The organism is Sorangium sp. So ce321, assembly GCF_051530195.1.
Taxonomy (GTDB): Bacteria; Myxococcota_A; Polyangia; order Polyangiales; family Polyangiaceae; genus Sorangium.
In genome coordinates this window covers 12,018,727-12,034,481 of record NZ_CP150329.1, presented here as the reverse complement: position 1 = coordinate 12,034,481, position 15,755 = coordinate 12,018,727, and the positions used below count along the sequence as shown (strand labels likewise).

At 72.5% G+C, this 15,755-nt stretch carries 11 protein-coding genes; 8 read left to right on the top strand and 3 right to left on the bottom strand.

The features are described from left to right. Positions 1-94: 94 nt before the first annotated feature. Positions 95-640 carry a hypothetical protein gene (locus tag WME89_RS44665; protein WP_437658033.1) on the bottom strand — a complete coding sequence of 182 codons (546 nt, stop codon included), beginning with the start codon at positions 638-640 and terminating at the stop codon, positions 95-97. A 282-nt stretch (positions 641-922) separates the two neighbouring features. Between WME89_RS44665 and WME89_RS44660 the strand changes: the two genes are divergently transcribed. The 7 genes from WME89_RS44660 (at position 923) to WME89_RS44630 (ending at position 11,629) form a co-directional block, all read left to right on the top strand. Beyond that, on the top strand, positions 923-1,987 hold the full coding sequence (locus tag WME89_RS44660; protein WP_438005660.1) for an AAA family ATPase: 1,065 nt from the start codon (positions 923-925) through the stop codon (positions 1,985-1,987). Next, positions 1,984-4,113, top strand: coding sequence for a hypothetical protein (locus tag WME89_RS44655; protein ID WP_438005659.1), 2,130 nt, complete (start codon positions 1,984-1,986; stop codon positions 4,111-4,113). The genes WME89_RS44660 and WME89_RS44655 overlap by 4 nt, the downstream gene beginning before the upstream one ends. Then, positions 4,110-5,333, top strand: a complete 1,224-nt coding sequence (locus WME89_RS44650) for an ABC transporter ATP-binding protein (protein WP_438005658.1) — start codon at positions 4,110-4,112, stop codon at positions 5,331-5,333. The genes WME89_RS44655 and WME89_RS44650 overlap by 4 nt, the downstream gene beginning before the upstream one ends. After that, positions 5,330-7,078, top strand: a complete 1,749-nt coding sequence (locus WME89_RS44645; protein ID WP_438005657.1) for an ABC transporter permease — start codon at positions 5,330-5,332, stop codon at positions 7,076-7,078. The genes WME89_RS44650 and WME89_RS44645 overlap by 4 nt, the downstream gene beginning before the upstream one ends. 237 nt (positions 7,079-7,315) lie before the next feature. After that, positions 7,316-8,566 carry a serine/threonine-protein kinase gene (locus tag WME89_RS44640; RefSeq protein ID WP_438005656.1) on the top strand — a complete coding sequence of 417 codons (1,251 nt, stop codon included), beginning with the start codon at positions 7,316-7,318 and terminating at the stop codon, positions 8,564-8,566. A gap of 850 nt (positions 8,567-9,416) precedes the next feature. Then, positions 9,417-10,628 (top strand): hypothetical protein, encoded by a 1,212-nt coding sequence (locus WME89_RS44635; protein ID WP_438005655.1) that lies wholly within the window; start codon positions 9,417-9,419, stop codon positions 10,626-10,628. Positions 10,629-10,768: 140 nt separating this feature from the next. Further along, complete coding sequence (locus WME89_RS44630) at positions 10,769-11,629, top strand: hypothetical protein (protein WP_438005654.1); 861 nt, start codon at positions 10,769-10,771, stop codon at positions 11,627-11,629. 144 nt (positions 11,630-11,773) lie between these two features. On the opposite strand, the gene WME89_RS44625 is transcribed toward WME89_RS44630, so the two are convergent. After that, on the bottom strand, positions 11,774-13,633 hold the full coding sequence (locus WME89_RS44625) for a hypothetical protein (RefSeq protein WP_438005653.1): 1,860 nt from the start codon (positions 13,631-13,633) through the stop codon (positions 11,774-11,776). 208 nt (positions 13,634-13,841) lie between these two features. Beyond that, entirely contained in the window at positions 13,842-14,354 is a 513-nt protein-coding gene (locus WME89_RS44620; protein WP_437620903.1) for a hypothetical protein, read from the bottom strand. A 465-nt stretch (positions 14,355-14,819) separates the two neighbouring features. Here WME89_RS44620 and WME89_RS44615 point away from each other — a divergent pair, with 465 nt between their 5' ends. Beyond that, positions 14,820-15,740 carry a transposase gene (locus WME89_RS44615; RefSeq protein ID WP_438005652.1) on the top strand — a complete coding sequence of 307 codons (921 nt, stop codon included), beginning with the start codon at positions 14,820-14,822 and terminating at the stop codon, positions 15,738-15,740. Positions 15,741-15,755 lie beyond the last annotated feature (15 nt).

Below are 15,755 nucleotides of genomic sequence, written 5' to 3'. Positions count from 1 at the left end.
GCGAGGTAGCTGGAGCGTGGGTGGACGGGGGGTCGGGCTGGACGGCGCAGGGGCGCCGCGGGGCATGGATGCGAAGGTCGCCGCGGCGGCGAGATCACTCGATACGGACGCCGACGAGGACCTTCATCCACACCCCTTCGGGCGGGATCGTCTTCGTCAGATCGATCTCGCCGTGCCAGTCGACATGCACCGTGTATCCGTCGTTCTCCTCGTCCGCATAGAAGAACTTCCGGATGTCGTCGTGATAGACCCGATCGAGCGGGACGATGCGCTCCCCGGCGGGCATCGGCGCCTTCCTGGCGACCACGGTGGAGACGTCGTCGACGACGGTCTCGGCGGTGATGCTCTTGATGAACGTCAGGTCGGGCACGTTGTCGTCGCGCGCCTCGAGCCGGATGAACATGAGCTTGGCGCCGTCGACGGAATTCGGATCCTGAGAGATGGAGACCTCGCTCCACCCGGAGAAGGCCGACTGCGAGGTCGGCTTCACGAGGAACTTGGTCTCTGCCTCATGTTCGCCGGCCACCGTGGCGCAGGCGCTCGCGCCGAGCGCCAGAGCCGCGGTGAGCGCCGCGCCCGTGCGCACGGACAGGCAGAGCGAGGCAAGTGCACGGCTACAGCTTCGGACAAGCATGTTCATCCGTGAAACATAGCATGGCGATGTCGAGCGCCGAGGGATCGAGCCGTGTTTCGCCGTGCGTCCGCGGCGCCCCCGGACGTTGTCCCAGGTCCGAGGGCGACCGCGTCGAGATCGTGTCTCGCCACGAGATGGTGAGTTTACGCGGCTTACGCGGCTTACGCGGCCCGCGCGGCCTCGCGGCGCGCGGCGCGGACGCCTGCCGCTCCTCGGCGCTGCCGCGCGCCGCGGCCCGATCGACGCGCGGCGCGCGGCCGGCTATGGTCGTCGCCCGAGGGCGACCAGATGGCGGCGGAATCAGGCGCAGGTGTTGACGGAGGGCAGGGCTCGGCCCCTGCCTCCTTCGAGGCGAGGCTCGAGCTCGCGCAGCAGACGAGCGCGCGGCTGCGGGAGGCGATCGGGCAGGCCGTCGTCGGTCAGGGTGACGTCATCGAGCAGACGCTCTGGGGCATCATCGCGGGAGGGCATGTCCTGCTGGAGGGGGCGCCCGGGCTGGGCAAGACGCTCCTCGTCAGGACGATCGCCGCCTGCCTCGATCTCAGGTTCTCGCGCATCCAGTTCACCCCGGATCTCATGCCGAGCGACGTGACCGGGACCAACGTGCTCGTCTCGGCCGCGGACGGCTCGCGCCACTTCTCGCTGCACCGGGGGCCGATCTTCGGGCAGGTGATCCTGGCCGACGAGATCAACCGGGCGACGCCGAAGACGCAGAGCGCGCTGCTCGAGGCGATGCAGGAGCACGCGTGCACCATCGCCGGCACCCGGTACGCGATGGAGGAGCCGTTCTTCGTGCTGGCCACCGAGAACCCGATCGAGATGGAGGGGACCTACCCGCTGCCGGAGGCGCAGCTCGATCGGTTCCTGCTCAAGGTGCTCGTGCCGAGCCCGACCGAGGACGAGCTGACCGAGATCCTCGCCCGGACCACGGGCCACGATCGCGGGCCGCCGCCGCGGGTGCTCACCCGCGACGACGTGCTCTCGCTGCGCTCGCTCTGCCGCGACGTCGCGGTCGCCGAGCCCGTCATGCGGTACGCGTCGCGGCTCACGCGGGCGAGCGACCCGGCCGCCGAGGGGGCGCCCGAGATCGTGCGCAGGGCGCTCCGGTTCGGCGCCGGGGTGCGCGGCGCGCAGTCGCTGGTGCTGGCCGCGAAGGCCGTGGCGTTGCTCCAGGGCAGGGCGCACGTCGCCTTCGCCGACGTGCAGCGGGTCGCGAAGGCGGTGCTCCGCCACCGGATGATCCGGTCCTTCGAGGGCGAGGCGGAGGGGATCACGACGGATCAGGTGGTCGCCGCGCTGCTCGCCGCGGTCGAGGCGCGTCCCGAGCCCGTGGCGCAGGCGATCCGGCGATGAGGCGCGGCGCCGAGGCGCAGGGGAGGGCAGGCCAGGCCGCTGCCCTGGCGAAGGTCGCGGCCGGCGCGGCGTGGCTCGCGGCGCTCACGGCGGCGGGGCCGGCGCTCGGGCAGGCGCCGGCGGCGTCGAGTGCGCCGGAGCTCGTCGTCGACGCGGCGCCGGTGTTCGGGACGAGCGGCGGGATGCCCTGGGGGTGGAACCAGGTCGTCGTGCGCCTCCAAAACAACGGCGGCACGGCGGCCAAGGGCGAGGTCGAGGTCTCGTCGACGCGCTACGGCGAGCACCGCGTCTTCGTCGCGTCGGCGCCTTACACGGTCGCGGCGGGCGCCTCGATCCACGTGCGGGTGCCGGTGCAGGTGTCGCCCTTCGCCGACGTGCAGGTGCGCGCGCTCGACGAGGGCGGCGCGCAGGTGTCGTCGCACGCGCTCTCGTCGACCTCGCAGCGCGCCGTGGTGCTCTTCGACGTCAGCGAGACGTCGCTCGTCCGAGCGGGGCTCCACGAGGCGCCGGTCGCGCCGCTGTACCTGCCGAGCGGCCGCGGCCCCGGGTCGTCGCCGAGCCCTGTCCTGTGGGTCGGGCAGCCGCGCTACGACGGCGCCACCGGCGACCCGCTGCTGCCGGACCGGGCGGCCCTGTACAGCGCGGCGGACGCGGTGCTCATGCGCACCGACGCGCTCTCGCGGCTGAACGGCGCCGAGCTCGAGGCGCTCGCCGGCTACGTGCTCTCCGGCGGTACGCTGGCGCTGGCCGTCGCGCGCCCCGAGGATCTGCGGCACCCGACGCTCGCGGCGTTCGTCGGCGGCGAGGTCGCGCGGGCGGGCGTCGCGCCGCCCACGCTCGAGGAGATCGTGCCGCCCGGCGCGCCCAGCGGCTTCGGCAAGCAGGGCAACGCGCTCCTGCCCGCGCCGAGCGCGAGCCCCGCGGTGGCCGAGGCGCTCTCCGGCTGGTCGGGCGGCAACCTGCGCGGGAGCCCGTACGGCAGCTCGGCCTTCTACGGGCTCGGCGAGGTGCACCTGCTCGCGTTCGATCCCACGCGCCCGCCCGCGTCCGGCGACCCCTGGGCGAAGATCCGGGTGGCCGATCTCGCGCGCCGCGCCTACGACCGCCGCTCCACGATCGCGTTCCGGCCGGGGGAAGAGGCGATGGGGCTCGATCTGGACCCGGTGCGGCGGGAGCTCGATCCGAACGAGAGCTCGCGCTGGGCGATCGGGGTCTCCGCGCTGCTGCTCTGCCTGTACGCGGTGCTCGCCGGCCCGATCAACTTCTCGCGCGCCGCGAGGCAGGGGAGGCCGCTCCGCGCGCTCCGGCACCTGCCCGTGTACGCGGCGGTCACCTTCGCGGTGATCGTCGGCGTGGGCCTGCTCGCGAAGGGGGTGCGCGGCAGGGCGCGCCACCTCACGCTGATCGAGGCGGGGGCCGGCATGGCGAAGGGGGCGGTGCGCCGGTTCCGCGGCTTCTTCGTGCCCCGCGCGGAGGAGCTCACCGTCCGCACGACCGACGCGAGCGGCGTGATCAGCACGGCGGTGCTGGCCGAGCTCGCGGAGCGGCGCGATCGGCTGCTCGTGGAGCGCGACGGGGCCCGGCTGACGAAGGTCGCCGTGCTCCCGTGGCAGACGGTGATCGTCCGCGAGGATGGCGTCGCGCCGCTCGGGGACGGCATCGCGATCATCGCCGAGCCGAGCGGCGACGTCGTCGTGAGCAACCGGAGCGGCCGCGACCTCCGGGGCGGGGTCCTGTGGTTGCCGGCGGGGGTGGCCCGCTACTTCGCTCGCATCAGGGACGGGGAGGAGGTCTCGTCGCGCGCGGGGGTCGACCTCGGGGCGCGGAGCGACGGGCAGAGCTGGCTCTCGCATGTGAGCTTCGGGCGGCGGGTCGGCGGGATCGACGTCCACGACCTCGGCGGGGGCCTGCTGGTCCCCCTGCTCGAGAACGACGCCCCCGGGCTCGGCGCCGCGTGGCTGGCCATCGAGGAGGCGGCCGGCAGCGCGGTCGACTGGTTCCCGGCCGGCGTGCCCGTCCTGCTCGGCCAGCTCGACGGCGGCGAGGGGCGCGCCAGCGACTCGGGGCTGCGGCTCGAGAGCGACCGCGTGCTCGTGCGGATCGTCGGCTACGGAGGTCGGCCGTGAGCGCCGCGCCTCCCGGCGCTCCGCCCCCCGGGCCGCGGGTCGAGCGGCCTGCGCCGACGATCCGCGTCCGCCACCTCTCGCACCGCTTCGGCTCGCTCGACGTGCTCAGGGACGTCACCTTCGACGTCGGCCCCGGCGAGATCTTCGGCTTCATCGGGCCGAACGGCGCGGGCAAGACGACGACGATCCGCGTCATGGCGACCCTGCTCGAGCCGATGGCGGGGCGGGTCGAGATCGACGGCGTCGACGTCACGATCGACCCGGCGGCGGTCCGCCGCAGCATCGGGTACATGCCGGATCACGCCGGCGTCTACGACCGGATCACGGTGCGCGAGTACCTCGAGTTCTTCGCGGACGCCTTCCGCGTGCCGTCGCTCGACGTCGTCGACGCCGTCCTGGAGCTGACCGACCTCGGCAAGATCCAGGACCGGATCGTCGCCACCATGTCGAAGGGGATGAAGCAGCGCCTCCAGCTCGGGAGGATCCTGCTGCACGACCCCAAGGTCCTCATCCTGGACGAGCCGGCGAGCGATCTCGATCCGCGCGCGCGCATCGAGATCCGCGACCTCTTGCTCGAGCTCCGGAGCCTGGGGAAGACGATCTTCCTCTCGTCGCACATCCTCACGGAGCTCTCCGACGTGTGCACGTCGATCGGGATCCTCGAGAAGGGCCGCCTCGTGGTCGCCGGCCCGATCGGGGAGATCGCGGCGCGCCTGGAGGCGGTGCGCGCCGCGCAGGCGCACGGGCACGCGCCGCCGCGCCACGCCCCCGCGCCGGCCGGGTACGCGGCGCCCGCGCACCACCCGGCGCCGCCATACGAGCCCGGCGCGCCTGCTCCCGGCGCCGCGGCCGGTCCACTGCCGGCGGGCGCTCCGCCGCCCGGCTACGGCGCGCACCCGCCCCACGCCGCCGCGCCGGCGAGCGCGGGGCAGGCGGCGGCCTACCCCGCGCTCTCGCCGCTGCTCTCCCGGCGCAAGGTGAAGGTCCGGGTCCTCGGCGAGCCCGAGGCGGCGGCCTACCTGCTCCGGGGCGGTCCGGGGATCGCCGACGTCGAGATCGTCGCGGGCGCCGTGCACGTCGGCTACATCGGCAACGACGTGAAGATCGCCGAGATCGTCCAGCACCTCGTGCGGAGCGGGATCGGCGTGATCGGGGTCGAGCCGGAGCGCAACGAGCTCGAGCGGATCTTCCTGGAGGTCACGCAAGGAGAGGTGCAGTGAGCGAGCAGACTGCCTCATCGCCGCCCGGCGGTCCGTCGCCGCAGCGGCTCGTCGATCGGGCGCGGGACCGCGCGGGGCGCCTCCTGGGCGAGCCGAACCCGATCTGGATCCGCGAGCTCAAGCAGGCGGCGCGCCTCTCCCGCACGCCGGTCATCCTCCTGGTGTTCGCCGTGCTGATGACGCTGCTCATCGCGTCGCTCGGCGGCATCGTGTCGAGGGACGTCGCGCCCGCGAAGGCGGGGGTGATCCTGTTCCAGGTCTTCTTCTCGCTCGCGTACTTCGTGGTGGCCCTGGTCGGGCCCGCGGTCGCCGCGAACAGCATCGCCTCCGAGCGCGAGGGCCGGACCTGGGAAGCGGTGCTCCTGACGGGCATCCCGCCCGGCGAGATCGCTCGCGGCAAGTTCCTCGCCGCCTACACGGCGATCTCGATGTACGTGGTGATGCTCGCGCCGGTCGGGGCGCTGCCGTTCCTGTTCGGCGGGATCACCGCGACGGAGGTGGTGATCGCGTTCCTGTTCCTGTTCCTGATCGCGCTGCTCAGCGTCGCCTTCGGCCTCGCGATCAGCTCGAAGATGGGGAGCCTGCGCGCGGCGATCCTCGTCACGCTGCTGCTCGCGTTCCCCCTGTCGATCTGCCTGTTCACGGCGGCGGGCGCCGGGCTGTCGTACGCGGCGCACATGGCCTGGCCGGAGGTGCCCGAGGGCCCGCCGATCTGGCTCCCGGTCGCCTACCAGCGCGCCCCGTTCGGCCTCGATTACGCGCTGTTCCTGGTCCTCCTGCCGATCGCGGCGATCGTCGTCCCCGCGTGGTTTTTGTACCAGGTGACCGTCGCGAACCTCACGAGCGAGAGCGACGATCGCTCCTCCGGCCTGAAGGCGTGGTTCGCGGCCTGCACGCCGGTGGTCGCGGCCGCCGCGGCGGTGCCGGCGTTCTCGGTGGACGCGCACGAGCGCATGCCCACGATCATCGCGGGCATGAGCGCGATGTTCGCGTTCCTGACGTTCTGCGTGTTCCTCTTCGCCGGCGATCCGATCGGCCCCTCGCGCCGCGTCGAGGTGCACTGGGCCCGATGCCGCGCCAGCCGGCTGCGTCGCTTCTTCGGCCCCGGCATCGTCCGATCGGCGTACCTGCTGCTCGCGGCGGGGGTCCCCGCCGTCCTCGCGCTCTGGGCGGCCGGCCACCGGCTCGTCCTCGACGCGACCATCGCGGAGCCGGAGGTCTCGGCGCGGCAGCTCGGGTATTTCGCCATGTACGCGCTCGCCTTCTACGTGTTCCTCGTCGGGCTCGGCGCGTTCCTCCGCGCGCGGACCGCCGCGCCCATGATCGCGCGCGTGCTGCTCCTGACGCTGCTCTTCGCGATCGCGGTCGGCCCGTGGATCGTCGCGGCCATCGCCGGCCTCGTCGCGGAGCTCAGCACGAGCGAGAGCGCCCTCCTCGTCGCGGCCCCGTCGCCGTTCTACGCCTTCGCGATGATCGCCAAGGCCACCCAGGGCGACCCCGGGCCCGTCGTGATCGTCGGGTACGCGGCTGCCGTCGGCTGGCTCGTCATCGGCCTCGGCCTGCTCGCCGCGGCGCGGGCGCGCTGCGCCGCGGTCATCGCGCAGCGCGACGCAGCCTTCGCCGAGACGAGCGCGCTCCTCGCTCAGGAGGACGAGGCGGCCCTCGCGGCCGAGCAGGCGGCGCTGGCGCACGCAGCCGGGTCAGAGCGCGCCGAGCCCGGGAACGTCGCGGGCACCGCCGCTTGAGCGCGCCCTCGCCCCCGCGCTGCGCTCTGAAATCGGACGTGTGCGTCAGGTTGTGTGGAAATTTGGAATTCGATGCGGGAATGCTTCAGGATGCGCTTGCGCGCGGATCTGTCGAAATCTTGAGCGCTCCGGGAGGGCGTGTGAAAAGAGCGTCCGCGCGCTCGAGGTCCTGGATCGAGACGGGATATCGATCCTCGCGTCGCGTCGCGACAGCGGCACCACCTCGGCCCGCGGAGGATGGCCTTGCCTTCGCACGACGACGGCCGGTGGGCGGCGCCCGAGCTGAGCGATACCTTGCTGTACGGCACGCCGTACCGGCCTGTGCGGCGGCTCGGGCGAGGCGGGATGGGGGAGGTGATCGAGGCCGCGCACGTGGGGCTCGACAAGCCGGTGGTGGTGAAGCTCCTGCACCGCGATCTCAACCGCGAGCCGCGGCTCGTGGAGCGGATGCGCGTGGAGGCGCAGTCGCTGGCGCGGCTCGCCCACCCCAACCTGGTGACGGTCACCGACTTCGGGAGGACGGCCGAGGGGCGGACGTTCCTCGTGATGGAGCGGCTCTACGGCCGGACGCTGCGCGAGGAGCTGGCGGCGCGCGGCGCGCTGCCGGCGCTGGAGGCGCTCGACCTGGTGACGCAGACGCTCGCCGGCCTCGCCGCGGCGCACGGCGCGGGCATCGTCCACCGCGACGTGAAGCTCGACAACCTGTTCTTGTGCGACGCGGACGCGCAGGGGCGGCGCATGGTGAAGGTGCTCGACTTCGGCATCGCCAAGGTGGTCGCCTCGGCCGGCGATGGCCGCGCGCCGGCGCCGTCGCTCTACCAGACGGAGGAGGGGGTGCTCGTCGGCACGCCTCGTTATCTCTCGCCCGAGCAGGCCTCCGGGGTGGCCGTCGACGCCCGCACCGACGTGTATGCGGCGGGCGTCGTGCTCTACACCTTGTTGGCTGGCCGCGGCCCGTTCGAGCACGTGAGGCCGCTCCACGAGCTCCTGCGCGCTCACGCGAGCGAGATCCCCGCGCCGCCGTCCCTCTACGCGCCACGGCCGGTGCCGCCGGAGCTCGACCGCGCCATCATGAGGGCGCTGGAGAAGCGCCCGGATCTCCGCTTCCCGAGCGCCCCGGCGTTCGCGGCGGAGCTGTCGCGCATCGCTGCGGCGCTGGGCGACGGCGTGGAGACCGCGGCGCACCTGCCGCCGGGATCGTGCTGGCAGCGCACGGCGCCGCTGACGGTGCCGCCGGTCCGCGCGTTCGTCGCACCCACGTTGAGCGCGACGGTGGAGGCGTTCGGCCTCACGGCGCCGGGCGGGGCGGTGCAGCCCACCGCCCGACCTGCGCTGCCGCGTCCATCGACGGCGCGCGGGGCGGGGGCGAGGCGCGCGCGCCGGCCGCCGGGAGGCGCGGCGCCGAGCCACGCCGTCATGGCGATGCTGGTGGTGAGCGTGGTGCTGTTCGGCTTCGCCCTGGCGCTGCTGGTGAGCGTCGTGGGCTGACGGGCGGCCGCGGCGTCGCCGCTGTGGTTGCCAGGAACCTCACCCGGCGCGACGAAATCGCTACCATGCCGGCTGTGGATGGACGGGCGGTGAGGCGCGCTCAACCTGGGCGGGACGCTCAACCTGGGTGCTGGCGGCGGGGCGCCACGAGCGCAGGTGGTGGCTCAACCTGGGCGGGGCTCAACCTGGGCGGGGCTCAAACTGGGCGAGGCTCAACCTGGGCGAGGCTCAACCTGGGTGCGGGCACAGGGGGAGTGCACAAAATCGAGACCGCGGCACCAGCGAATGCACGATGGCATGGCCACGGGCAGATCCCATTATTCCAGGGAAGCGGCAGGATGGTGGCCCTGGTCAACTTCGCACCCGACCGGCCGCTGGACCGACGCCTCGACTGTGGTTGCGGGCCTCGGCGGGCGTCGACCGTGGTTGCGGGCGTCGACCGTGGTTGCGGGCCTCGGGAGGCTCCTTCACGCCCACGACGGCAGAGGCCCCCGATGCCGGTGCCTCCCTGGGCCCCGCCGGTGTATCGGTGCGGGAGAGGTCGTGATGCTTGGGTGCATGGTGGCGGCGGCCGGGTGGGGTATCTTCGGGGCTATGCCGTGGCCCTGCCCCCGAGCGAGCTCCGAGGTGTCGCGCTCCGGCCAGCGCGCGTTCGACGCTGGTCCGCGGCGCCCCCGCGCTCGCCGGAGCGCTGCCGCGGCACCCACCGCGCCGTCTGCAGGGCAGCGGTCGAGGCAGATCGCCTCGGGAGCGCGCCCATGACAGGGCGGAGCCTTGGACCGGGGGCTCGATGCGCTGCCGCCCACGCGGGGCAGCAGCGCGGCTTTTGCGCGTGGCGAGAGGGGCAGGCATGACCAACAGGAACGCGAACAAGAGCTCGCCAGGGCAGCCGGCGGGTCAGGGCTCTGCGGGCGACCCCGCGCCGCAGCCGCAGCAGCCGACGCTGCCGCAGCAGCCGCCGCGCGGGTACGACGCGCCCAACTTCCTGCCGCAGGAGCACCCGTCGCTGGCGCAGCAGCGGGCCCTCTCGCAGGATCCGCGCCGCAGGCCTGACGAAGGGGCGCTGGGCCCTGCAGCGCCGCCCGCGGAGCGGGCCATGCCGTGGGGCGAGCCCAGGCCGCGTCGCCGGCAGGATCGCGAGGCGGGGCCGAGCGACAAGCAGGTGTACGTTCCTCCGGTCACCCTGCCCCCGAACCGAGAGCACCAGGCCATGGATTTGCAGAAGATCCAGGTGGCGCCGTCGCTCTTGAAAGGCGTTGACGAACGGAACCGGCCGACGATGCGCAGGATCCCTGTGCACGGCATGCCGGGCGCTCCCGAGGGGCAGGGCGGCGCGCGCCCGGGTGGCGTGCGCACGGCCCGGGTCGGCGTGGGCAGCGGCGTCTGGCCTCCGCCGGAAGAGACGTCCCGGAAACAGCGGCCGCACGCGGCGCCCGTTCCCCAGCCCGTCGCGGCCGCCCCCCGGGCGGACGTGCCGCCGCAGGCTGCGCGGCCCGATCCCGCGGCTGCCGCGGTCGCCGCCGCGCTCGCGGTGCGTCGTCGCGGGGCTCCGCTCGGGCTGTTCGCGCTGCTCGTGTTCCTGGGGAGCGCGACCGTCGCGGGCTTCTGGGTGCTCTGGCGCGCCGCCAATCCGCCGAGCCGTCAAGACGCGACGCTGGCCGGGGACGCCCGCGGGCCAGCGCCCGAGCCCGGCATCGTGACGCCCACGCCGAGTGCGCTGCCCGAGCAGCCGCCTCCAGCGGTGCCGCCTCCGGTCGCGACCGAGCAGCCACCTCCCGTCGCGGAGCCGCCGGCTCTTGCCGCGACGGGAGCCCCGTCTGCGTCCGCTACAGTGGAGCCGAGCCCTTCGTCCGCGCACCCCGGACCGGTGGCCGCTGCCCGTCCGCCCGTAGCGCGCCCTGCGCCGCAGGGGAAGCGCCCGTCCAAGCCTCCCACGACGCCGGAAGACCCCTACGAATCGACCGCGAGCAATCCGATCCCACCACAGCCCCTGCCGTCTGCACCCGCCGCGTCGCCTTCTGCGCCTCCCGGGACGACCGCACCCCCGCGTCCATTCCCCTGAGAGTTGCCTCTCTCCGGATTGCAATCGTCCCGGCAACCATCATGCGAAAGCCATTCTCGAAGTTTTCCCCTCCGTTCCTCCTGTGCGCGGCGGTCCTCCTGGCGCCCAGCGTTGCGGGCGCGACGGGCAAGGCTCGGTTGATGCCCACCTCTCCGACCGATGGCCCTCCTGCGACCTCGATCGCTGGCGAGCGCGCCGCGCAGCTCTACCGGGAGGGGAACCAGTTCTACGACGAGGCGAGATTCGTCGAGGCCGAGGCGCGATATCAGGCGGCGTGGGATCTCCAGCAGAGCTTTGACGTCGCGGGCAATCTCGGGAACGTCGAGCTCGAGGTGGGTCAGCATCGCGACGCGGCCGAGCACCTCCAGTATGCGCTCGATACCTTCCCGCTCGGCGAGAGGGCCGAGAAGAAGAGCTTCCTGGAGAAGCGGCTCGCCGAGGCCAAGTCGCAGGTCGGTACGCTCCGGATCAGCGTGAACGTCGATGACGCCGAGGTGCTCATCGACGGCAAGCTCATCGGACGGTCGCCCCTTGATGCTCAGGTGTTCGTCGACCCAGGCAAGCGCACCATCGAGGCGCGCCGCGCCGGCGCGAGGACGTCGACGTCCCTGCTCGTGGCGAGGGGCTCGGACCAGCGCATCGCGCTCAGCCTGGACACGGGCCAGAACATCCCGCTGGTGGTGGCGGGTGGAGCGGTCGGGCTGCTCGGGGTCGCGTCGGGCGTGACCTTCGCGATCCTCTCCACGGCGAAGGGGCGGTCTGCGGCGGTGGAGCCGTCCGGCAGCGCGAGGCGCCTCGACCTGCGCGACTCGCAGACCACCCTCGCCAACGTCTCGTTCTGGAGCTTCATCGGCGGCGGCGTGGTGCTCGCCGGGACCGCCGTGTACGCGCTCACCACCTCGAGCCGCACGCCAGCCCGTAACGCCGCGTTCAGCCGCTTCCACGCCGCGCCCCTCGTGACCTCCGATGCGAAGGGCTTCCTGCTCGGCGCGAGCTTCTAGCTGGCGCCGCGCGCCAGAGATCGTGCGAGTACCACCAGCGCGTTCGCCTCCTGTGGATGTGGAGGACGAGCTCCTGCTCGCCATTGCGAGCGCGCCGGTCATCGGCGCGCATTGCGCGCGCGACCTCGCGCTACCGAGCGCAGGTCAACGTGGCTGAAAGTAACGCCCTACCTGCTCGCGGTACTCTTCGGGGACGTCGCTGTGCTCGACGCCGCCGATCTCCTGGGGACCGACGACGCCGAGCGCGCCCTCTCCTTGTACATTCGCGGTCTCTCCGTCGCGCCCCGCGGTCCGGCCCATCACGAGCCCTGGCATCGGCCTGCCCGGGTTGAGCCTCGCGCTGGCGCGCGAGCGCAGCTCACCGCCGGCGATCGCGCTGGTCTGCCCTTCGTGGCTGCCCGGCCCGCTTCCCTCCGAGTGGCCTGGCTGCGCGGGCCCCTGGCTGCCGGACGCACCCGCCGACGAGCCCTGCTGTCCGCTCTGGCCGGGCTCTCCGCCGCTCGGCCCCGAGCGGCTCGACCCTCCGGCGACCGGTGCCGGGAGAGGCGTCCCCCCGAGCTGCCCCTCGGCCTCACCCGCCCCGCGCTGCGCGTCGTCGAGCGCTCGCTGGCGCTCCGCTTCTTCGCTGCTCGGGCCCCCGTCCTGGGCCAGCCGGCGCAGCTGCTCTTCCATCTGCTGCTGGCCCTCGGCCGTCGCGAGCTGCCGCGCGAGCTCGCGCAGCTGCTCTTCCGAGGCGGCCTCCCCGCGTGCGCCTCCGGGGGGCTGCGCCCTCCGCTGCCTCAATTGGTCGGCGAGCTGCCTGCGCTCGTCGGGGCTCAGCTTCTCCAGCGCCCTTTCGAGGCTATCGGCGAGCCGCCGCGCGTCGCTGTCGCTCCCGGTCCGTCCAAGGCCCTCGAGCGCGTCGCGCCCCTCATCGCCGAGCGACTCGCCGAGCGCCTCCGCCAGCTCTCTCAGCCTGTCGGCCTGCTCGCCGCGCTGGTCCAGCAGCTTGCGCTGCTCCTCGAGCGCCTTCGCCACGCCGGGGGCGCCGGCCCTCTTCGCGGTCTCGGCGGCCTCCTCGAGTGTCTTTCGGGCTCGTTCTCGATCGTCCTTTTCGAGCCTGTTCGCGAGCCGCTCCATCTCCTCGTCGAACGCCACGAGGTCGCGATCGCCGAGCGCCTTCGCGGCCCGCTTCAGTCCGGGGTCCTCTCCGAGCTTGCCGAGCGCCGACTCCATTCCCTGACGCTGCTCGCCCTCGCCGAGCGACAGCCGCTCGGCCGTGATCGCGTCGCGTAGCCTGCCGAGATCGGCCTGTGCCTCGCGGCGCTCGACGCCGCTCCTGAGCTTTTCCCGGAGGTTTCTGGCGTCCTCGGCGAGCTTCTTGAGCCGCTCGCGCTGCTCTGCGTCCCGAGCGTCGACCTCGGCGAGCTGGATCACTCGCTCCAACCCGGCGATCTCGGCGAGGCGCACCTGCTCGGCCCCCGGCGGGGGCGCGGCTGTCGCAGGGGCGGGTGGCAGCGGGAGCCAGCTGAGATAGCCGATGGCGGCCGCTGCAAGGGGCGCCCCGGCGTGCCAGGGCCGCCAGAGCGGCGCGCGGACCTGCGGCGCGGTCGCTCGGTCGAGGGCCGCCACGGCGTGCGCGAGCACCACCTCGTGCGCTGCCGAGGTGGTGTCCCGGGGCGCGCCCTCTTCGGCGTGCTCGGATGCTGTGAGCTCCACGGCCGTCGAGATCGACTCGGAGGAGCCGAGCTTGCCATCGAGGAACAGGGCTACGTTCGGGTCAGACCACCGCCGTCGCTGCGCCGCCGCGGCGCCGGCTGCTGCGCCGAGCAGCCCGCCGGCCGCCATCCAGGGGCGCAGCGCGCCGTGCCGCGTCTGCCACGCCGCAGCGGCTCCTGCCGTGCCGAGCACCATCCCCGCGGCGGCGCCGGTGAGGATCAGCTCCAGCGCCAGCCGCCGCCGGACGCGACGGGACCAGCGAGCGAACGCGGCGCTGAACCTTCGCCGGGGAGACGCATCCACCATGCTTTCGAGGTGTACCCGTGGGCAGACGCGCCGGCCAGCGCTGCCTTGGAGGAGACCTCCAGCGTCGGCGCGGCGACCAGGCAGGGCCCTGCCCGCGGCGCGCTCGCCTCGTGCGCTGCGGGGGGACCAGCAGGGGCGGCGCTGCTTTGCCCCCGAGCGCCGGCGCGCCGGGGGGGAGCGCTCGCCGCGCACACAGCGGTCCGCCCTCTCACTGGACGAAGCACCACTTCAAGTGAAATGACGCGAGCTCGAGGTGCGCTGGGACAACGTCCTGGGCACTTTCGACCAGATTCAAATCGCAGTCTGAGAAGGAGAAATCGCATTCGTGCGGCGCCAGCCGCGCCGTCCGGAGCGTGGCCGGACAAGAGCCAGAGAAAAGATCATCGTCGACGTACATTCGCATGTTCACGACAGCAGCGTCGCCGGCTTTGCGTTTGCTGCTGAGCAGATGGAGATCGAGGTAGTAGAAGCCCCTCCTGCCCTTCGACTGGTCGACCAACTCCACATTGGTTTCCCCATTAAGGAGAGAGCAGTCAACGTCCCAGCTGTCGTCCAATCTTGGGACAGGCCGCTTGCCGTCATCACCCGTGTCAAGGACCAGCTCCTCCCCGTTCACGGTGACGACCGCCTTGCCGTAGGCCTCAGGGGTTTCCGGGCTGGTAGAGCACCCGAACGGCGAGAGCGACAGCACGAGGCCTTGGGCGAGGAGGGTTCGGTGCATGGAGGTTCTCCAGCAGCATGGCGGGCGAGAGCATCGCACGAGGGCGACAACCATGAACGCGCGTAATTTGGTTGATCCATGTGCCGTGCCAGATGTCAACCGGAAACGGAGGATCCAACGTGAGGACCTTGTTGTTGGAACCCGACCCAGGTTGCCTGAAGCTCCGACCGACGTTGGGTCTGCCTGAAGCTCCGACCGACGTTGGGTCCAAATTGGGTCCAAATCGCGGTGTGATTCGACGGTGGCCGCCGTCACGACCTGCCTTCCCTGAAAACGCCTATCCGATGAGCGGGGGATCGAGCGTACCGTGAGGGTATTGCTCGTGCGGTACCGGCGCTGCAGAGGGGACTCGCCTGGCGCTGGCGGCCGCCAGCGGAAAGTGGCGGCCGCCAGCTCGATGAGGAAGCTAACTCATCGAAATCATTCACGACCAGCCCCGGCACACACCTGGCATGGCCGGCGGGTATGAGCCAGCCTCGCGCCATCGTCGCCGGTGCCACGTATCTCCTCACGCGACGCGCGCTCCGTCGGCATCTCCTCTTTCGTCCGGATGCCGCCATTACACAATTGATCGTCTACGTGCTCGCTGTCTCGGCGAATCGTTACGGCATTCGTGTGCACGCGTTATGCGCCATGTCCACGCACCTGCACATCGTCGTCACGGACGTCGACGGCGTGCTTCCGCGATTTCTGCAGTACTTTCACCGCCTCGTCGCGCTGGGCACCAAGGCCCTCCGGGCCTGGGACGGCCCGGTATGGGGCCACGAGGCAACGAGCGTGGTGCGGCTTGTGACACGAGCCGCGGTCGTGGAGAAGATCTCCTATACGCTCGCGAATCCGGTGGGGGCGGGGCTCGTGAAACGTGCGCGGCAGTGGCCAGGAGCGAAGGTCCTCGTCGGCGAGCTCGGTCGTGGCGTGCTGCGGGCGAGGCGTCCCGACGTCTACTTCGACCCGAGCAACCCAGCATGGCCCGAGGAAGCCGCCATTGCGCTCACGCTCCCGCCCACCGTCGCGGAGCATGGCGCGGACGACTTCCGACGCGAGGTGGCTGCGGAGCTCGGACGACAGGAAGCGGAGGCCCGCTCCACGATTCATCGGAAAGGCTACCGCTTCCTTGGCCCCGAGCGAGTGTGCATGGTCTCGCCTGGCGAGCGTGCAACCAGCTTCGAGCCGTCAGGTCGCATCAATCCAACCTTCGCGGTGGGTAGAGGGAACGCAGATGCGCGGAGAGCCGCGGCTGCGGCTGTACGTGCGTTTCGCACGGCGTACCGCGACGCGCTCGAACGATGGCGTGCGGGGCTGCGTGGCGTCTTATTCCCGGTGGAAACGTGGTGGATGCGCGTGTTCCACCACGTGGACGTCAACGACGCGGCGCGCGTGCTCTAGGGCGGTCCAGCTGGC

Excerpts from the sequence above, each read along its gene's own strand:
- WME89_RS44660 (WP_438005660.1), top strand. The coding sequence starts at position 923 with ATGGCGGCGGAATCAGGCGCAGGTGTTGACGGAGGGCAGGGCTCGGCC.
- WME89_RS44620 (WP_437620903.1), bottom strand. The coding sequence starts at position 14,354 with ATGCACCGAACCCTCCTCGCCCAAGGCCTCGTGCTGTCGCTCTCGCCG.
- WME89_RS44625 (WP_438005653.1), bottom strand. The coding sequence starts at position 13,633 with ATGGTGGATGCGTCTCCCCGGCGAAGGTTCAGCGCCGCGTTCGCTCGC.
- WME89_RS44640 (WP_438005656.1), top strand. The coding sequence starts at position 7,316 with ATGGCCTTGCCTTCGCACGACGACGGCCGGTGGGCGGCGCCCGAGCTG.
- WME89_RS44630 (WP_438005654.1), top strand. The coding sequence starts at position 10,769 with ATGCCCACCTCTCCGACCGATGGCCCTCCTGCGACCTCGATCGCTGGC.
- WME89_RS44665 (WP_437658033.1), bottom strand. The coding sequence starts at position 640 with ATGAACATGCTTGTCCGAAGCTGTAGCCGTGCACTTGCCTCGCTCTGC.
- WME89_RS44635 (WP_438005655.1), top strand. The coding sequence starts at position 9,417 with ATGACCAACAGGAACGCGAACAAGAGCTCGCCAGGGCAGCCGGCGGGT.
- WME89_RS44615 (WP_438005652.1), top strand. The coding sequence starts at position 14,820 with ATGAGCCAGCCTCGCGCCATCGTCGCCGGTGCCACGTATCTCCTCACG.
- WME89_RS44655 (WP_438005659.1), top strand. The coding sequence starts at position 1,984 with ATGAGGCGCGGCGCCGAGGCGCAGGGGAGGGCAGGCCAGGCCGCTGCC.